Annotated in this window: 15 protein-coding genes; 10 read left to right on the top strand and 5 right to left on the bottom strand. The window is 48.0% G+C overall.

Annotation, left to right across the window (positions count from 1 at the left end):
- Positions 1-236: 236 nt before the first annotated feature.
- Positions 237-1,160: a pirin family protein gene (locus L5M10_RS09350; protein ID WP_263238482.1), complete on the bottom strand. Its 924-nt coding sequence runs from the start codon at positions 1,158-1,160 to the stop codon at positions 237-239.
- Positions 1,161-1,734: 574 nt separating this feature from the next.
- Here L5M10_RS09350 and L5M10_RS09345 point away from each other — a divergent pair.
- The 6 genes from L5M10_RS09345 (at position 1,735) to mog (ending at position 7,907) form a co-directional block, all read left to right on the top strand.
- A complete protein-coding gene (locus tag L5M10_RS09345; protein ID WP_287478759.1) occupies positions 1,735-3,408 on the top strand; it encodes a sensor histidine kinase in 1,674 nt (557 codons plus the stop codon).
- Positions 3,402-4,133 (top strand): LytR/AlgR family response regulator transcription factor, encoded by a 732-nt coding sequence (locus L5M10_RS09340; RefSeq protein WP_105250908.1) that lies wholly within the window; start codon positions 3,402-3,404, stop codon positions 4,131-4,133. The genes L5M10_RS09345 and L5M10_RS09340 overlap by 7 nt, the downstream gene beginning before the upstream one ends.
- Positions 4,134-4,240: 107 nt before the next feature.
- Entirely contained in the window at positions 4,241-5,485 is a 1,245-nt protein-coding gene (locus L5M10_RS09335; protein WP_263238483.1) for an MFS transporter, read from the top strand.
- A gap of 231 nt (positions 5,486-5,716) precedes the next feature.
- On the top strand, positions 5,717-6,454 hold the full coding sequence (locus L5M10_RS09330; RefSeq protein ID WP_263238484.1) for a sulfite exporter TauE/SafE family protein: 738 nt from the start codon (positions 5,717-5,719) through the stop codon (positions 6,452-6,454).
- A 136-nt stretch (positions 6,455-6,590) separates the two neighbouring features.
- Positions 6,591-7,055: an NlpC/P60 family protein gene (locus L5M10_RS09325; RefSeq protein WP_105250911.1), complete on the top strand. Its 465-nt coding sequence runs from the start codon at positions 6,591-6,593 to the stop codon at positions 7,053-7,055.
- Between the two features lie 318 nt (positions 7,056-7,373).
- Positions 7,374-7,907 carry a molybdopterin adenylyltransferase gene (gene mog, locus L5M10_RS09320; RefSeq protein ID WP_106648670.1) on the top strand — a complete coding sequence of 178 codons (534 nt, stop codon included), beginning with the start codon at positions 7,374-7,376 and terminating at the stop codon, positions 7,905-7,907.
- A 72-nt stretch (positions 7,908-7,979) separates the two neighbouring features.
- On the opposite strand, the gene L5M10_RS09315 is transcribed toward mog, so the two are convergent.
- The 4 genes from L5M10_RS09315 to L5M10_RS09300 all read right to left on the bottom strand — a co-directional run bounded on the left by L5M10_RS09315 (position 7,980) and on the right by L5M10_RS09300 (position 11,937).
- Entirely contained in the window at positions 7,980-8,228 is a 249-nt protein-coding gene (locus L5M10_RS09315) for a hypothetical protein (RefSeq protein WP_263255190.1), read from the bottom strand.
- Between the two features lie 108 nt (positions 8,229-8,336).
- Positions 8,337-9,485 carry an ABC transporter permease gene (locus tag L5M10_RS09310; RefSeq protein ID WP_263238485.1) on the bottom strand — a complete coding sequence of 383 codons (1,149 nt, stop codon included), beginning with the start codon at positions 9,483-9,485 and terminating at the stop codon, positions 8,337-8,339.
- Between the two features lie 82 nt (positions 9,486-9,567).
- The gene (locus L5M10_RS09305; RefSeq protein WP_173242482.1) at positions 9,568-10,302 is read right to left on the bottom strand and encodes an ATP-binding cassette domain-containing protein; all 735 of its coding nucleotides are present in this window, start codon (positions 10,300-10,302) and stop codon (positions 9,568-9,570) included.
- A 3-nt stretch (positions 10,303-10,305) separates the two neighbouring features.
- Positions 10,306-11,937, bottom strand: a complete 1,632-nt coding sequence (locus L5M10_RS09300) for an alpha/beta hydrolase (protein WP_263255188.1) — start codon at positions 11,935-11,937, stop codon at positions 10,306-10,308.
- A gap of 93 nt (positions 11,938-12,030) precedes the next feature.
- Between L5M10_RS09300 and L5M10_RS09295 the strand changes: the two genes are divergently transcribed.
- From L5M10_RS09295 to L5M10_RS09280, 4 genes are all read left to right on the top strand, one after another.
- Positions 12,031-12,402 (top strand): GntR family transcriptional regulator, encoded by a 372-nt coding sequence (locus L5M10_RS09295; RefSeq protein ID WP_263238487.1) that lies wholly within the window; start codon positions 12,031-12,033, stop codon positions 12,400-12,402.
- A gap of 42 nt (positions 12,403-12,444) precedes the next feature.
- Positions 12,445-13,308, top strand: a complete 864-nt coding sequence (locus L5M10_RS09290) for an ABC transporter ATP-binding protein (RefSeq protein ID WP_263147204.1) — start codon at positions 12,445-12,447, stop codon at positions 13,306-13,308.
- Positions 13,305-14,621, top strand: a complete 1,317-nt coding sequence (locus L5M10_RS09285; protein WP_263147201.1) for an ABC transporter permease — start codon at positions 13,305-13,307, stop codon at positions 14,619-14,621. Before L5M10_RS09290 ends, L5M10_RS09285 begins: the two co-directional genes overlap by 4 nt.
- A gap of 192 nt (positions 14,622-14,813) precedes the next feature.
- Positions 14,814-16,622 carry an AMP-dependent synthetase/ligase gene (locus tag L5M10_RS09280; RefSeq protein ID WP_263255187.1) on the top strand — a complete coding sequence of 603 codons (1,809 nt, stop codon included), beginning with the start codon at positions 14,814-14,816 and terminating at the stop codon, positions 16,620-16,622.
- Positions 16,623-16,740: the final 118 nt, after the last annotated feature.

The following is a 16,740-nucleotide window of genomic DNA, read 5'->3' as shown; positions in this document are numbered from 1 at the left end:
ATTTTAAGATAGCGCGTAAAAATGTCGTAAAATTTGTAACCTTGTGAGTGGCTTAGCTTGCACTTAGCTTAGGCAAATCGAGCTTGTTCACATCACACTTTGGGTAAATGATAAGGCTTACCGCATACACTTATGTTGTAAGCCTTAACCCTGGCACAGGCTATTACGTATGTTGCCAAAGCGCTTATCCAACCACTAACCCTGAGTTATTGACCTGCCCATGATTGAGTTAAGCATCACCAAGGTATTGGCGGGGGCACTAAGCGTTTGCCACTATAGTCAGTAACGGCGGCGAAGCGGGGATCTTCGGCTTCCCAATCTGCCTGTGCTTTGACAATTTCATCTTTGCTATGGCCGACAAAGTTCCACCAAATGCTGATAGGATCAGCCAGTGGCGCGCCACCAATCAGCAGTATGCGACAACCCGCTTCGAGTTTTATGGTGATGGTTTCGCGTAGCATGCCAAGGTAGGCGAGGTGGTTATTATCAAAACTGTCATCCTCGATTTGGAAGCGGCCTTCCAGTGGCATGAGGGCATATTCGAAACTAGGGTCGAGATTTAGAGTGAGTTCAGCGTCATGGGCGGCAAACAGATCTATGGCAACGATAGGTGAGAAGTGTAATGTGGGCGCCTGTTTATGATGCCAACTGCCAATCAGTAGGGTGAATTCAATGCCTGACTCGTGCCAAGTCGGTAGCTCTGGGTAGTGATCGAATCTCGGAGTGGTATCTTTGTGCTCTAGTGGTAAGGCTATCCATAGTTGGGCTGCGTGCATAGTGTGATGGCCCTCTATCGACTCTTCGGTGTGGGCTATGCCGTGTCCGGCTGTCATCAGGTTAACTTGTCTTGGGCGGATCACTTGAGCACTGCCGATGCTGTCCCTGTGCATGATTTCGCCTTCGAGCATCCAAGTAAAGGTTTGCAACCCAATGTGTGGATGTTGGCCGACGTTTAACTGCGGGCCGTCGGTGATTGGGCCAATATGGTCGAGAAAGCACCAAGGGCCGATAAGGCGGCGCTCTTTTTGTGGAATAGCCCGTGCGACAGGTATGCCGCCGACATCACTGATTTTAGGGGCTATCCGTTGAGCTTGAATGCGGCCATTTTCAATAGGACATTCCTTAGGGCCACCATAAAACTGTGCTTGTAGTTCACTCATGTTCGCTCCTTATTCCATTACTAGGGCATGCTCAGTTCAGTTTGGCTCGGTTCAGCGCAGCTAAGTGTGAACCTAGAATCTCGCATGGGGGTGATCTCATATTGCATTCGAGCCGAAGGTTTTAGCTTCGGGTATTCCAGTCGATTTTGCAAATTGTGGCAGTGACCTGATAGAGGGCAACTGCACTTTTTAGTGGTTAACTTAACGTGTCTTAGGTTCTTCAAATTGTCCTTCGATAGCCTAATTCGAGTACGAATGTGTGACTGAGCCCGCGTGAATGGGACTTTTATCTGTCCTTTACTTTAGCAAGCCTGTATTTATGTGGGCATTAGCGTTTGATGTTTTACCCGAGCCTAAATACGAGTGTTTGACAAGTTTGGGGCTCGGTGATTTTTATCATCCATGTCTTACGTTGGATCTGCAAAATCGAGTCTATCTTTTATGGGAGCTTGTGTTGGCGGCAAAGCCTGTCTTCACCCTAATCCATTCAGCGTACAGGCTTAACACTCATAAATATATCATTGGTAAATATAACGTTGGGCTGTGATTCAGCGTAATAGATCAAGGAGAAAGCGTGCTCGAAAATCAAATGATGTTACTGGCGGTATTTGAACGGGCGGCCTTGATGCTGATGACCTTGTTCTTTTTAACTCGCACTCGACCGTTTCAGCGTTTATTCCAAAAGCGTAATCATACCCCCGCAGAGTTGGTTTCTGTGGCGGCGATATTTTGCTTATTTGCGGTATTTAGTACTTATACCGGCATTGAGGTTGAAGGCGCGTTGGTTAACGTGCGTATTATCGCGATTATTTCTGGCGGGATTCTATTTGGCCCTTGGGTTGGTATTCCTGCGGGCGTGCTGTCGGGGCTGCATAGATATCTTATTGATATGGATGGTGATACTTCTATCCCGTGTTTAATCGCTAGCATTATTGCCGGCCTTATGGCGACGTGGATTTATTACAAATGTCCCAAATCTAAGTTGTGGATTTATGGCATTGCGGCGGGCATGTTGTGCGAAACGCTGACCATGTTGTTGATTTGGTTGCTGACAGAGCCACACGAGGTGGGCGTTGAGATTGTGAGTCATATTGCCTATCCCATGATTGCGGGCACTGTGTGTATCGGACTGATTATCAAGCTAGTGCAGGACCTCGACGATGAGAAAGAGTTGATTGCCGCTAAGCAGGCCAAGCTCGCGCTGGATATTGCTAATAAAACCTTACCCTTTTTCCGCAAGATTGACCGCCATGCCTTAGAGCAAGTGTGCGCTGTGATCCGTAATGAAATCCATGCCGATGCCGTGGCGATTACCGATACTCGCGATGTATTAGCCTATATGGGCGTTGGTAAAGATTACTACGAGGTTGATGGTCATCAAGCGATTAGCGAAATGACTCAAAGGGCGATAGAGCAAGATCAAAACATTATTAACAACGACTTACGCCAATATCATTTATCGGACTTTCATTCGGTCATCATAATCCCGCTGCGCGAAAACGGCACTGTGAGTGGCACGCTGAAGATTTACTATCGCAATACCTATCGTATCACTAGCTCGTTGCGGGAGATGGCTGTGGGTTTGTCGCAGCTGATTTCGACCCAGATGGAAGTGTCGCGTATCGAGCAACTGCAAGAGATGACCCGCAAGGCGGAGTTTACGGCGTTGCAGAGCAAGATTAATCCACATTTTTTATTTAATGCCCTCAATGCGATTTCTTCTTTGATCCGTATTCGGCCACAGCAGGCGCGGCAGTTGATTGCTAATCTGGCCGATTATCTGCGCTATAACTTGGCTAAAGGCGATGAGCTGATTGATATTCAAGAAGAAGTGAAACAAGTCCGTGATTATGTGGCGATTGAGCAGGCGCGCTTTGGCGACAAGCTTGAAGTGATCTTCGATGTCGACGATGTGCATTTTTGTGTACCTTGCCTCTTGTTACAGCCGCTGGTGGAAAACGCGATTTTGCACGGCATTCAGCCGCGCAGTGCACCGGGTAGAGTGACGATAGAAGTGAAAAAACTCGATGCAGGTATTCGCGTCGCCGTGCGCGATACTGGCTATGGGATCCGCCAAGAGGTGATTGATGGCGTAGCTGCTGGCCGTGTAGAAAGCAGCAGTATTGGGCTGATGAATGTGCACCAGAGAGTGAAATTATTGTACGGCGAAGGTTTGCAGCTTAAACGGCTCGAGCCGGGGACGGAAGTTAGTTTTTACTTACCGGAAAATGAGGCGCAAGTATGTTAAAAGCCATCATAGTTGAAGATGAATATCTCGCCCGTGAGGAGCTAGAGTATTTAGTGAAGAGCCACAGTGAGATAGACATAGTGGCTAGCTTCGAGGATGGCTTAGAGGCCTTTAAATATTTGCAGGATCACGAGGTCGATGTGGTGTTTTTGGATATCCAAATACCGTCCATCGATGGCCTTTTGTTGGCGAAGAATCTACATAAATCGACCCATCCTCCCCATGTGGTGTTTGTGACTGCCTATAAAGAATTTGCAGTAGAAGCATTTGAGCTCGAAGCCTTCGACTATATTCTCAAGCCCTACAATGAACCGCGGATCATCAGCTTATTGCAGAAGATTGAACAGGTGGGACGACAAGCACCAAAGCCACAACATGAGGCCGCGAGCAACACTAGTCGAACCGTGAATTTAGTCAAAGGTGAGCGGATTATCGTCACGCCCTGCGAGCAAATTTATTATGCCGAGGCCGATGAAAAACTCACCTATGTGTACACCCGCACCGACCGTTATGTGATGCAGATGACCATCAGTGAGTTTGTCAGCCGCTTGCCCGCCGAGGGCTTTTTCCGCTGTCACCGTTCCTATTGCGTCAATATCAACAAGATCCGCGAAATCGTGCCTTGGTTCAATAGTACTTACCTGATTAGGTTGCATGATTTGTCGTTCGAGGTGCCCGTTAGCCGTAGTAATATTAAGGCTTTTCGACAGCTGATGAGGCTGTAATTGTCATTCATTCCTGCAGATCTGTATTTCATGCCTTAATTGATCGGCGCGAATCGCATCTCTCTTATAGTGGACTCAATTCCTGATCCCCTAAAGCGAGATGCATCATGACTAAAGAGATGAACCGTACTCGGTACCTGACCTTAGTTGGTACTATTATCACCCAGTTTGCACTCGGCTCAGTTTACACTTGGAGCCTGTTCAATGCGCAGTTGGCCGTTAAGCTCGACGAACCCGTCAGCCAAGTGGCATTTGTGTTTGGTTTGCTGAGTTTGTCTTTGGCCGTGGCATCTTCCATGGCGGGCAAATTACAGGAACGTTTTGGCGTACGTAATGTCACCTTAGGCGCAGGCCTGTTACTCGGCGTTGGATTCTTACTCACTGCCCAAGCCAGCAACTTGATGATGCTTTACCTGTGCGCAGGGATTTTAGTGGGCTTTGCCGATGGCACTGGCTACTTGATGACCTTGTCTAACTGCGTGAAGTGGTTCCCCGAACGCAAAGGGCTGATTTCGGCGTTAGCGATTGGCGCTTATGGTCTAGGTAGCCTCGGATTTAAATACATTAACGTGCTGTTACTCGAAAACACTGGCCTTGAAACCACCTTCCAACTGTGGGGCCTGATCGCCATGGCGCTGGTGTTATGTGGCGGCATGTTGATGAAAGATGCGCCTGCACAATCAGCCGCAAGTCAGCAAGCCGAAAGTCGCGACTTCACCCTCGCAGAAGCCATGAGTAAGCCGCAATACTGGATGCTGGCGCTGATGTTCCTGTCGGCCTGTATGAGTGGTTTGTATGTGATTGGTGTAGCGAAAGATATCGGCGAGAAGATGGTCGACTTGCCTGTACTGGTCGCCGCCAATGCCGTTGCTGTTATTGCTATGGCGAACCTCAGTGGTCGTTTAGTGCTGGGTATACTGTCGGACAAAATCCCCCGCATTCGGGTTATTTCACTGGCGCAGATCATCACTTTAGTCGGTATGGTGTTACTGTTGTTCATTCCTTTGAATGCTAACCTGTTCTTCGTTGCGGTTGCCTGCGTTGCCTTTAGTTTTGGCGGTACTATCACTGTTTATCCATCATTGGTGAGCGACTTCTTCGGCCTGAATAACCTGACTAAAAACTATGGCGTTATCTACTTAGGTTTCGGTATCGGCAGTATTATCGGTTCGATTGTCGCCTCGTTATTTGGTGGGTTTATTGCAACCTTTAACGTGATTTTAGTGCTACTGGTGGTGGCGTTAGTCATGTCATTAACCATTCGTATGCCAGAGCCCAAAATTCCAGCGTCAGCTAAGAGAGCGACTAAGAGTACGCCTCGCTTAGTGAATATGACGGCCGAATCGGCGTAAGCACAAACACTTAGTCCGGCTTAGCCAAAAGCTAACACAAAAAATCCGCAGCCATATGGCTGCGGATTTTTTACTTTTTATCCCGTATTTTATGGGCGAGGTTGTTATTCATTTAAGGCTCACTGACTTATCTATGTGATTGCACTTTTGATGTTAGCTAAGTGCAGCCTCTTTTTTATCACACCAACAACAGGTAACTTGATAGCCATAAAGCGTTATTCAGGATGTGTTGTGTTAACGGACCCTCTTTTTTGGTTGGTGGCGATACCCGCAGTATTGATTACTGGGATTTCTAAATCAGGTTTTGCGGGTGGCGTGGGCGGATTAACTGTCCCGCTATTGGCGCTGGCCATTAGCCCTGCTACAGCGGCGGCAGTCATGTTACCACTGCTGATTTATATGGATTTTTTAAGTGTACGATCATGGTGGGGGCAACATAATCCGCGTCATTTATGGATACTATTGCCCGCGGCGGTTGTGGGGATTTTTATCGCTTATCTGTTGTTCGATCGATTAAACGAAGATTACTTACGGGTGATTCTAGGCTGTGTGTCCTTAGGTTTTGGTTTGTATGGTTTGATCCTTGGGGATAAAACTCAAGCATCACCTTCACCTCTGGTTGGGCGATTGTGTGGCTTAACCGCCGGATTTACGAGCTTTGTTGCCCATGCGGGCGGGCCGCCCCTCAACGCTTATTTGTTGCCGTTGCGCTTAGCCAAGGCAGAGTTTTTAGCCACTGCCGTGGTGTTTTTTGCGGTGGTGAATCTGGTTAAACTTGTTCCTTACAGTTTGCTTGGGCAGATCAACCAAGAGAATATTATCGTTTCTCTGTTATTGGTGCCGCTGGCATGGTTAGGGGTAAAGTTAGGTTTGTTCATTCAAGATAAAATTGACGATAGGTTATTTAAACGCATCATCTTGATTTTAATGGTGCTGGTGGGTGTGCGTTTATTGTGGACGGCGTTATAGTTTTAAGCTTTAGGTTATATTAGTCTGCTAGAGTGCGCGGGTGTTGGGGCGTTTTGATCCCCAGCCGCCCTGAATTTACCTGATAAAAACTCAAAATTACGTTACTGTGAAATCTGCCTGCAATGAGTTTGAAGCTATGAAACGATTACTGATAGTTATCTTAGCCTTAGGCCTTGGCGCTTGTGCTAGCGCGCCAGAACCTAAGCCTGTGGTAAAGCAAGTTGAACCCGCCACGGTTTGGAATGATAGCAATATCTCCGAACTGCATTCTGAGTGGCGCGGTGTGCCCTATCGTTTAGGCGGTGGCACTAAGCGGGGCATAGATTGCTCGGCCTTTGTGTCTGTCGCCTATCAGAAGATGTTGGGTATGACCTTACCGCGCACAGTCGAAGAGCAACAAGCCTTAGGTAAACCCGTGCCGAGAAATCAACTGCGCAAGGGTGACTTGGTATTTTTCAAGACGGGCTGGAGCACACACCATGTCGGCATTTATGTAGGAGGCGATAATTTTCTACATGTTTCCACTAGCCAAGGGGTGAAGATTTCGAGCCTGCATAACAGTTATTGGGCGTCTAAGTATTGGAATGCACGGCGGATTTAGCCCTTTGATCGTTTTTATCTTTTGAATGGCTCAACTTGCAGTGAGAGTGCCTGAGCCAATCTCCCTTTATGGCATGTTTTTATCGGCCCAATGCTGCTTTGCTTTGGGGAAGACGTTTGTCATCAATGAACAATTTTTAAATTCCGAGTGTTTAAACGGTGTTGCGCGAACCTCATCACGTTTTAGTCGCTCCATTGGCTAGGCATTTGTGCTATTTTAGCTGCGGCTTAAGGTCGAAGCTGTAGCGGCTTCTTCCATGCTTGATGTCGACAATTTTCACTTCGGCATGTTTCATTTCAACATCATTAGGGATTTCCTATGAGCAAAGCAAAAATCGGTATTGTGACGGTCAGCGATCGCGCCAGCGCGGGAATTTATGAAGATATCTCAGGCAAGGCGATTATCGACACGCTCAACGACTATCTCACCAGCGAGTGGGAGCCGATTTATCAAGTGATCCCCGATGAGCAGGATGTGATTGAAGCGACGTTGATCAAGATGGCCGACGAGCAGGATTGCTGTTTGATTGTCACTACGGGCGGCACTGGCCCAGCGAAACGCGATGTCACCCCAGAAGCGACAGAAGCCGTCTGCGATCGCATGATGCCAGGCTTCGGTGAGTTGATGCGCGCCGAGTCATTAAAATTTGTGCCTACCGCCATTTTGTCTCGTCAAACCGCAGGGTTACGTGGCGATTCATTGATTGTGAATTTGCCCGGCAAACCAAAATCGATTCGCGAATGTTTAGATGCCGTGTTCCCCGCTATCCCTTACTGTATCGATTTGATGGAAGGCCCGTATTTAGAGTGCAATGAGTCGGTTATCAAACCATTCAGGCCAAAGGCTAAGTAATCTTGCTATCAAGTCTGTAAAAAACGAAGCCACTGAAAATCCAGTGGCTTTGTTGTTTGAGGAGCTTAGGGTTCATAACTGATTAATCTGCTGCTTTAGTTCGTACTCTGGCTCTGTCACTATTTTTTCAAGCACTTGTATTCGCTCAATTAGTGTTTGGTTTTGTAGGCTGAGTTGAGTCACTTTGTCCTCAAGGTGGCTATTGTCTGCGGTGCCCACACCAAGTTGGCGTGCCTTTAGATAGTGTTTAAACATTTCAGTGGCGCTGAGGCCAATAATGAAGCTGACCATAATCACCATTAAGACAAATTCGTTTTCCATAACAAACTCCTGTAGCTATTGAGTTTTTCAACTTGGGAGCGACTTAGTTATCGCCCTCAAGTTTGTCGGTTTAAGTTTATCGTCCCCAAGTTTATCAATCGAAGCGCCCTATAAACCGAAGATCACTTTTTCACTCTTGAGCGACCTTTCCATGCCAAAGGCGAGCAATATCGCAATGGCGAGTGTGCCTAAGGTCGAAACCAGTAACTGCAACATGGGCAAGTCTTTACCTTTGATAAAGTCCATTAATGCCTGTTGCTGACCCGAGACGGGCAACCACTGCAGCATATCTGGCGCTATGTTGTAACTGGCGGCCATCGACAGGGCTAAGGGCACAAACAGCACCATAGTCAGATAGGACTGAGCTTCCTTAAAGGTTTTCGCCATAAAAGACACAAAAAGTTGCAGACAAGCGGCCATTAACGCGACGGGGATGCCGACCACTAACATCAGCAGCATAAATTCTGTGGTGATGTTGACGCTAAAGCCTAATTCCTGCCATGGCACGAAGGCGTAGGCGATTTTAGACACCAGCAAGATCAGCACTAAACCGAGCAGAGCGAACAAGCTCACCGCAATAATTTTTGACAGTACTAATTGGCGAGTGGTCAGCGGATGGCTCAGTAGCAGGGCCAAGGAGTTACGTTCGCGCTCACCGGCACTGGTGTCGATAGCTAGGTTCATCCCCGAGATAAATACCGAGTAAATCATAGTAAAAATAGCGATACCTAAGATCATCCCACCTTTAGAGTCTGTAGTGGCTTTGTCTTGCACATTCACTTTAAGCGGTTGCACCACGCGGGGGTCAATACCGCGGGCGATTAAACGTAAACTGCCCATTTCAGCACTGTAGGCCTGCAGTTGTTTCTCGAGTCTGCGAATCGAGTTCTGCAGTTTCTCCTCAGAGTTATCGGCCACGATAGTGATCTCAGCGCTTTTGCCTTGGTTCATTTGCGCGGCATAGTCGGTGTTGATGATCAGTTCTATTGCTTTAAGGTCTTTGGCGTCAGAGCCATCGGCTGCGCCTTGAGTGATGCCTTTATTCGATAAAAATCTTACTAAATCCGGTGCTTTATCGGGATTTGTAATGGTGATTTTCAGATCATCAGGACTGGTTAATTGGCCAATTAACACCATAAATAGGCCGCACATGATCAACGGTGTGCCTATGGCGTAGTACAGACCCGCCATCACAGAGCGCTTATCGCGGGCGGCATCGATGAGTTCTTTACGAACCATAGCGATTATTTTATTCATGCTGTCATTCCCTTAACCATGATCTTATCTATCTGAGCTTGTACAGTATTGATGCTGCCTGCATTCTTGTTAGTTTGAGTCATCATGCCGCTATCCCTTCATCCGTGCCGATAAGTTGAATAAAGGCTTCTTCGAGCGAGTCTTTGCCTGTTTGAATGCAAAGCTCTGTTGGGCTACCAATGGCGACGACTCTGCCTTGGGCCATGACGATCACTTGGTCACACAGCGCGGCGACTTCCTGCATTACATGGCTAGAGAACAGCACGCAATGTCCTTGATTTTTAAGATCGATAAGGATGTCACGCAGTAGGCGAGTGCTCATCACATCCAGCCCACGGGTCGGCTCGTCGAGGATAATATTGCTCGGGCTGTGGACGATTGCCTGTGCGAGGGCGGTTTTCATTCTTTGTCCTTGGGAAAAGCCTTTGCAGCGGCGATCGCTAATGTCTTCGAGGCGCAATTTCGCAATCACTTGGCTGGTGGCCTCCTTGGCCTCCTTGGGTGATAAGCCGCTTAGCTCGGCAAAATAGCGAATGTATTCCCGTGGTGTTAAGCGTTCATACAGACCAAAAGGGTCGGGGAATAGCCCTAGTTGCTGCTTAGCGCCAATAGGGTCGATGGCGACATCTATGCCTTCGATTTCAGCCTTGCCGTTATCGGGTTTTAGCAGGCCAAAAATCGTGCGTAAACAGGTCGTTTTACCTGCCCCGTTCGGGCCGAGTAATCCTGTGATTTGGCCGTTTTGTGCGACGAAACTTAAGTCATTCAGCGCCTGCACGTCACCGATGCGCTTGGAAAGATGGGATACTTTAATCATGGCTTATTCCTTAGCTCCAGTGCTGGCGTGATCATCTGTTGTCGTGGTTTTTGTGCTGGTCGCATTAAGTGGTTCCACCGAGCTGGCATTTAAATAAAAGCTGCGGCGCACATCTTTGTTTAAACATTCGCCGTCGAGATCGTTGACTGAGCCCGAGCGGACGAGATCGGCAATCAGGTTATTGGCGCAGGATTGATAGGCCACACCGTGGGTCGCATAAGGAGCGACAAAGTGCTTGGCATTGGTGAGTTTTTCCATGGCTAACTCGCCCCAGCTTGGTGGGGTGGCGGGGTCGATTTCGCCGGATAACAACAAGGTCGGAATGTTGCTGTTGATGGGCTCGCTAAAGCTGTTATCGACCGCAGGCACTTTCCATACTGAACAAGTCGCCTCTAAGCCTTCGAGCATGGTTCTGCCCATAAAGGATTTTTTAGCCTGCTCGCGCATGGTTGTGGTAATGCGGTGCATATCTTCGCCACAGACCACAGAGGCGTGCATGCCCATCGCCATGCCAGCATTGTCGATAGTGAGGGCATAGAGGCCGAGTATAGGTTGGAAGTTGTTTTTCGATGCTTGATGAATCGCATGGGGCAAGAGGGCGCGCACATTGGCTTGATACAGTGCCATGCGGATCGAGCCAGAGAATTTACCGCGCGTCATGGTTAACATGGTTTTTTCGCCCGTGACGGGATCGTAAACGTTTTCCATCACAGGGCCTGTGGCGAGCATAGCGTCGACTCGCTCAAAGTCCGCTTTTAACTCGGGGAATTGACTGTTACAGGCGGCGGTTGCTTGGCAATCCTTAAACAATAAGTCGAAGCCACGATCAATCGCAGAGCTAATTTCTAATACGCTTTGCTGCATGGGCACTATGCCGTCTAAGGTCACTGTGGCTAAGTGCTCTGGATATAAACGCATGTAAAGTTGCGCCATACGAGTGCCGTAGGAGATGCCGTAAATATGCAGTTTTTTATAGCCTAAGTGCGCACGTACGGCTTCGAAGTCTTTAATCGCATTGAGGCTACCGTATTGAGTCACGTCGGCATCAATTTTGGCTAAGCATTTTTGCGTTTCGGCTAAGGTATCGACATTATCGTCATCGAAGGACAGTGGAGATTGAGCACCTTCATCGCAGGCCAGCACATTCGAACGGCCTGTGCCCCTTTGATCGATCAGTAAAATATCACGCTGTTGGCGGACTTTGCTCAGCATGGCATCGAAACCTGCCGCGTTCTCTATGGCCGATTGTCCTGGGCCGCCGGCAATCGCTAGCAAGGCTTCTTCATGGTTGGCATTTTTCACCGCAGGCAAAACAACGTAATGTACTTGGATCTGTTTGCCATCGGGTTTGTTAGGGTTTTCTGGCACAGTCACAAAACCGCAGTTTAGGCGATAGGATACGCCTTCCACATAACAAGTGTCGGTGTCATTCGCCATGTTCCTAGCTATATCAGCTGTTGCTTGTGTCTCTTGGCTTTTAACATCACTCGCCCACGTCGCCGTACTTGCCATTGCCAGTATGAGGGCGCTCATTCTCAAAGTACGCGTGCGCCATGTGGCACCATGCCGTGGCTGAGTTGGCACAAGGCGTTGAACTGTGTTGCTTAACTTCCTGTGTGTCATGCTATGTATCATGCGCGCTTTCCTTTTTGCATTTCAGGACGAGTGTGTTAATTTAAATACCAGTGTATCGGTGTATCAATGTATTAATACAGTGTGTAAAGGCTAATGTTAGAACTTTTAAATGTCAACCCCAGCAGTGGTGAACCCATTTACAAACAATTACACGAACAAGTCGTGCGTTTAATTGTGGGCGGTCAACTGCAAGTGGAAGACGTATTACCTTCAGTGCGCCAGATTGCCGAGTATTTAGCGGTAAATCCCATGACAGTTTCCCGCGCCATTCAACAGCTGGTTGACCAAGGTTGGCTCGAACGCCGCCGCGGCCAAGCGACAAAAGTTGCGTTGCGAACTGAGACTATGGCATCGGGTATTAGCCTGCTCGAACCCCAGCTTGATGCCCTGTTGTCGCAGGCAAAGCAGTTAGGTGTCAGCTTGCCCGAGTTGCTGCAATTGCTAAATGAGCGCTGGCAAGATTAGAAAGTAATGTACCGATAAATAGCATAAAAAGGATGAAATTCGATGGACCAAAAGCGCACGCCAATACTTGAATTTAACCGAGTGAATAAAGTCTTTCGCGGTAAAGGCGCGGGCGAAAAGTGGGCGCTTAAGGATTTATCGTTAACTTTGTCGGCGGGTATGGTGGTGGGGTTATTGGGGCAAAATGGGGCGGGTAAATCGACCCTAATGCGCTGTGCCTTGGGTGTGCTCACACCGGATTCTGGCAGTATTGTTACCCTAGGCGAAACGCCCGAAAATTTAACCTCAAAGGCAAAGGAGCGTTTAGGTTATGTGCCGCAGCAACCCTTTGGTTATGAAGGTTTTACCATTGAACGCGCCCTCGATTTACACCGCAGCTTTTATCCCAATTGGGACATGCAATTAGAGCAAGATTGGTTGGTACGTTTCGAGTTAGATGTGACCCAACAGGTGCAGCGTTTATCGGTTGGGCAAAGGCAATCATTAGCGTTAATTATGGCGATGGCCTATCGCCCTGAGTTGTTAATCCTCGATGAACCCGTTGCCAGCCTCGACCCTATAGTCCGGCGCAAATTTATGGTCGATTTGTTCGATCTCGCCCTCGAATCTGGTTCTGCCGTGCTGTTTTCATCCCATATCACCTCTGATTTAGAGCGAGTTGCCAGCCATGTGGCATTGATTAAACAGGGTGAGTTAGTGCTGTTTAAGGAAATTGATGCCCTGCGTGAAGAAGTGCGCCTACTCACTCTCGCGCCTGAAGCTGTTTTGCCCGAGTCAATTACAGTGCTGAGCCGTGTTGGCGATTCAGTGCTAGTGGATTTAGGTGAGCACAGCGCGTCAATATCAGGCGTGTTAAAGAATGAAGCCTTAAACTTGGAGCAACTGTTTATGGAGCTACACAGATGAGTGCGGCGCACCATAAGCAGATACAAGTCGCGAAGGGCAAAAGAACGAGTCAACGAATGAATCCTTTCAAGGGCATGCTGCGCTTTTGGTGTTTTGATATCGGCAGTGTGAGCTTTTTAGGTACGGCTATACTGGGGGTGATCTTAGCTTGTATCGCTGCGGTTTATGGTAAAAATGATAGTGCTGAACTGTTGTTTTCTATGGGGATTATCTCAAGTTCGGCGGCGGTTGCATGGCAACTCATACGTCTGATGGCGAATGAATGTGCACAGTTAATTCCCCATTATCGTCGCCATATCTACATTCAAAGTGTCACTGTTTTAGTCAGCGTTTTTGGCATAGGAGTCTTGTTCTGTTTGGCTTTAGGTTTGACGGCTAGCCTAGCGAGCTTAGTGCTGGCTTTGGTGATGAGTTTAACTTTTATTTGGCTTTGTTTACTCAGCACTCAGTGGTTTTATGCTTCGTTTTTACTTTTTGTCTTAATGCCATTTATCCCATTGATTGCAGAGCACATTCCTCTTTGGCTAAGTGCGATTGCCCTGCTGATTTTAGGTATGCTGATTGCGCGTGCATGCCGTGTTTTACCTTGGCGTGCTGAGGCGAGGACGGTATATCTCAATGGTCTCGAAATGGGCTGGTTTTGGCTGCCGAATCTGCAATCCATGCGTATCTTGAGTCGCTTCGAGCGTTATTTGCATCCGACCAATTTCTTTATTGGCCCTATGCTCACCATTCTATTGTTATTACTGCCTATATTAGCCTTAGTGCTTGGGCTGTTGTCGCATCAATTTCATTGGAACGCCCCTGTATTATTGTTTTTGGCGCAGTTCAGCGTGATTAGTTGTTCGCTGGTGCATTGGAGCCGAGTGCAACGCTCGCGCTCGACAGAAACCTTATTGTTGATGCCAGGGTTTGATGGTCGAAAAGGACTCATAGCGGCATTTTGCCTTGGACAGCAAAGACTCCTGAATGTGGTCGTCGGCATTATGCTGACGTGTAGTCTGCTGTTGGGCTGGCTCAATGGTGATCTGAATATGCCGTTAGTGGGTCATCTGGTGCTCAGCACTTACTGGGCCTGCGCTTTGACGTTAGGTTTTGGCTGTATGTGTCGCCGAGTTTTGCATATCACGCTCACTATGATGGTCGTCGCGGGACATTCCCTGTGGGTGTCTATCAGCCTTACCTCTTTACGTGATGGCGGCAATTTAACTAATTGGTTGTTATGGGATCTACTCTTAATACTGCTTGGGCAAGCGGTGCTGATTTGGGGCAAGAAAATCCTCTGGAAGGGCGATGTTATGAGGGCATGTTGACGTTTCGAGATTAAATTTTGTTCGCTCTGGCAAGTAAGTGCTACTAAGAGTGGTACGCTGCTAAAGGCTATTTACAGCGTGATTTGGGCGACATTTGCACAACATTAGAGCAAAAACTCTTAGTTTTTATTTGGCCTTCAGGTAGAATGCTGCAAAAGCGGTACACTTGTAAGCTAAAAAGGTGAGTCTCTTATGTCTCTCGATCAATATCATGTTATTCGACTACTACAGCAGCAAAGCGAGTCTTTAAAAGACGCAGTAGCGCTGGAAGGTTTTGAAATGGCCGCTCCTTGGTATCAGGTGAGTTGGCAAGCCTTCGACCAAATCAGCAGTAAAATTGCACAAGTGTTGATCGAACTTGGCGTACAAGTGCAAGACCGTTGCGTTATTCTGGCGCAAAACTGCCCGCAGTGGACTTGTGCCGATGTCGGCACTCTTAAAACTCGTGCCGTTGTAGTGCCAATTTATCCCACCAGTACCGTCGAACAGGCGAGCTTTATCGTAAACGACGCCACCGCTAAAGTGATTTTTGTTGACGATGCTAAGCAATACGCCATGGCGTGTGAGTTGCAAGCCTTATGCCCAAGCTTAGAGCATGTGATTGTATTCGATGCCAGCGTGACACTCGCTGCCGATAAGGCCAATCAGCATTGGCATCTAGATACCCTACTGGCGGGTGACACTCAGTTAAACATTGAGCAAGAAGCCGAGCTTAATCAGCGTTTACACGCTGCAAATCTTGATGATTTACTGACCTTAATTTATACCTCCGGCACGACGGGCGATCCTAAGGGCGTGATGCTGGATTACCGTAATATGGCGTCTACCATACGCCAGCACGATCAAAAATTGGCCTTCCATTCTGGCGATGTGTCTTTGGCATTTTTGCCATTGAGCCATGTATTTGAGCGCAGTTGGAGTTTCTACGTCTTGTGCCGTGGCGGCCATAACGTCTATCTGCAAAATACCCAAAGAGTGAAAGAGGCGATTAGCGCCGTGCGTCCACATACCTTGTGTGTGGTGCCGCGTTTCCTCGAAAAAGTGTATAGCGCCGTACAAGATAAAGTCGCCAAATCAGCCGACGGTCGTAAGAAGTTGTTTGCTTGGGCGATGTGCGTCGGCCAACGTCAGTTCGAAGTTGGCCAAGGTCGTGCTAAGGGGGGATTGTGGTTGTCGCTGCAATGGCGTTTGGCGCACAAGCTGGTGTATAGCAAGCTGCAAGCCGTGCTCGGTGGCCGTTTGAAGTTTATGCCTTGCGGTGGCGCAGCCTTAGATGTGAATGTCGGTAGTTTTTTCCATGCGATTAATATTCCAGTACTTTGTGGATACGGTATGACAGAAACTAACGCGACTGTGACCTGCAATACCTTAGGTAATCGAGTGCCAGGTTCCAATGGACAACCTTTGCTGGAAACCGAAATTAAGCTAGGTAAGGACGATGAGATTTTAGTCCGCGGCGCTACTGTGATGCGCGGCTATTACAATCGTCCTGAAGATACCGCCGCTGCGTTTGAGGATGGTTGGTTAAAAACCGGCGATGCAGGGCGTTTCGATGCGAACGGCAATTTATTTATTACCGATCGTATTAAAGAATTGATGAAGACCTCCAACGGTAAATATATCGCGCCGCAAAGGGTTGAAGGCGCCGTAGGTTGTTGTCCTTTTATCGAGCAAGTGGCGATTATTGCCGATGCGCGTAACTATGTGACCGCTTTGATTGTGCCAGCGTTTGAGTCACTGGAAGCGTGGGCGAAGGACAAAGGGCTGAAGTATGAGTCACCTTTAGAATTGCTGCGCCATAGTCATGTGGTTGAGCATTTTGAGCAACGCTTAAAGCAGTTACAGCATGAGTTGGCTGGTTTTGAACAGATTAAAAAGTTCACTCTGTTGCCTGAAGCGTTTTCGATGGAAGCGGGTTTAATCACCCCAACGCTCAAGCTGCGCCGCAAGATGATTTACCATAAATACGCCCATGAAATAAATGCTATGTACAACAACTAATTGTTAAGTTGTTGTTGCTAAAGGCCGCAGAAGCGGCCTTTTTTTTATCTACTACTTCCTGAAGTGCTTTTCTTCGCTTAAAATTCGCCCCGTTTACTGGTGCGCATGAGGCGCGAGG

Source organism: Shewanella sp. SM32 (assembly GCF_025654235.1).
In the GTDB taxonomy this organism is placed as follows: domain Bacteria; phylum Pseudomonadota; class Gammaproteobacteria; order Enterobacterales; family Shewanellaceae; genus Shewanella; species Shewanella oncorhynchi.
Note: the sequence above shows the minus strand (reverse complement) of the source record. Positions and strands in the feature narration are given on the sequence as shown.

What these genes read in the sequence shown, in the direction of transcription:
- L5M10_RS09350 (WP_263238482.1), bottom strand. Translation starts at nt 1,160, where the DNA reads ATGAGTGAACTACAAGCACAGTTTTATGGTGGCCCTAAGGAATGTCCT.
- L5M10_RS09340 (WP_105250908.1), top strand. Translation starts at nt 3,402, where the DNA reads ATGTTAAAAGCCATCATAGTTGAAGATGAATATCTCGCCCGTGAGGAG.
- L5M10_RS09335 (WP_263238483.1), top strand. Translation starts at nt 4,241, where the DNA reads ATGACTAAAGAGATGAACCGTACTCGGTACCTGACCTTAGTTGGTACT.
- L5M10_RS09325 (WP_105250911.1), top strand. Translation starts at nt 6,591, where the DNA reads ATGAAACGATTACTGATAGTTATCTTAGCCTTAGGCCTTGGCGCTTGT.
- mog (WP_106648670.1), top strand. Translation starts at nt 7,374, where the DNA reads ATGAGCAAAGCAAAAATCGGTATTGTGACGGTCAGCGATCGCGCCAGC.
- L5M10_RS09315 (WP_263255190.1), bottom strand. Translation starts at nt 8,228, where the DNA reads ATGGAAAACGAATTTGTCTTAATGGTGATTATGGTCAGCTTCATTATT.
- L5M10_RS09310 (WP_263238485.1), bottom strand. Translation starts at nt 9,485, where the DNA reads ATGAATAAAATAATCGCTATGGTTCGTAAAGAACTCATCGATGCCGCC.
- L5M10_RS09305 (WP_173242482.1), bottom strand. Translation starts at nt 10,302, where the DNA reads ATGATTAAAGTATCCCATCTTTCCAAGCGCATCGGTGACGTGCAGGCG.
- L5M10_RS09300 (WP_263255188.1), bottom strand. Translation starts at nt 11,937, where the DNA reads ATGATACATAGCATGACACACAGGAAGTTAAGCAACACAGTTCAACGC.
- L5M10_RS09295 (WP_263238487.1), top strand. Translation starts at nt 12,031, where the DNA reads ATGTTAGAACTTTTAAATGTCAACCCCAGCAGTGGTGAACCCATTTAC.
- L5M10_RS09290 (WP_263147204.1), top strand. Translation starts at nt 12,445, where the DNA reads ATGGACCAAAAGCGCACGCCAATACTTGAATTTAACCGAGTGAATAAA.
- L5M10_RS09285 (WP_263147201.1), top strand. Translation starts at nt 13,305, where the DNA reads ATGAGTGCGGCGCACCATAAGCAGATACAAGTCGCGAAGGGCAAAAGA.
- L5M10_RS09280 (WP_263255187.1), top strand. Translation starts at nt 14,814, where the DNA reads ATGTCTCTCGATCAATATCATGTTATTCGACTACTACAGCAGCAAAGC.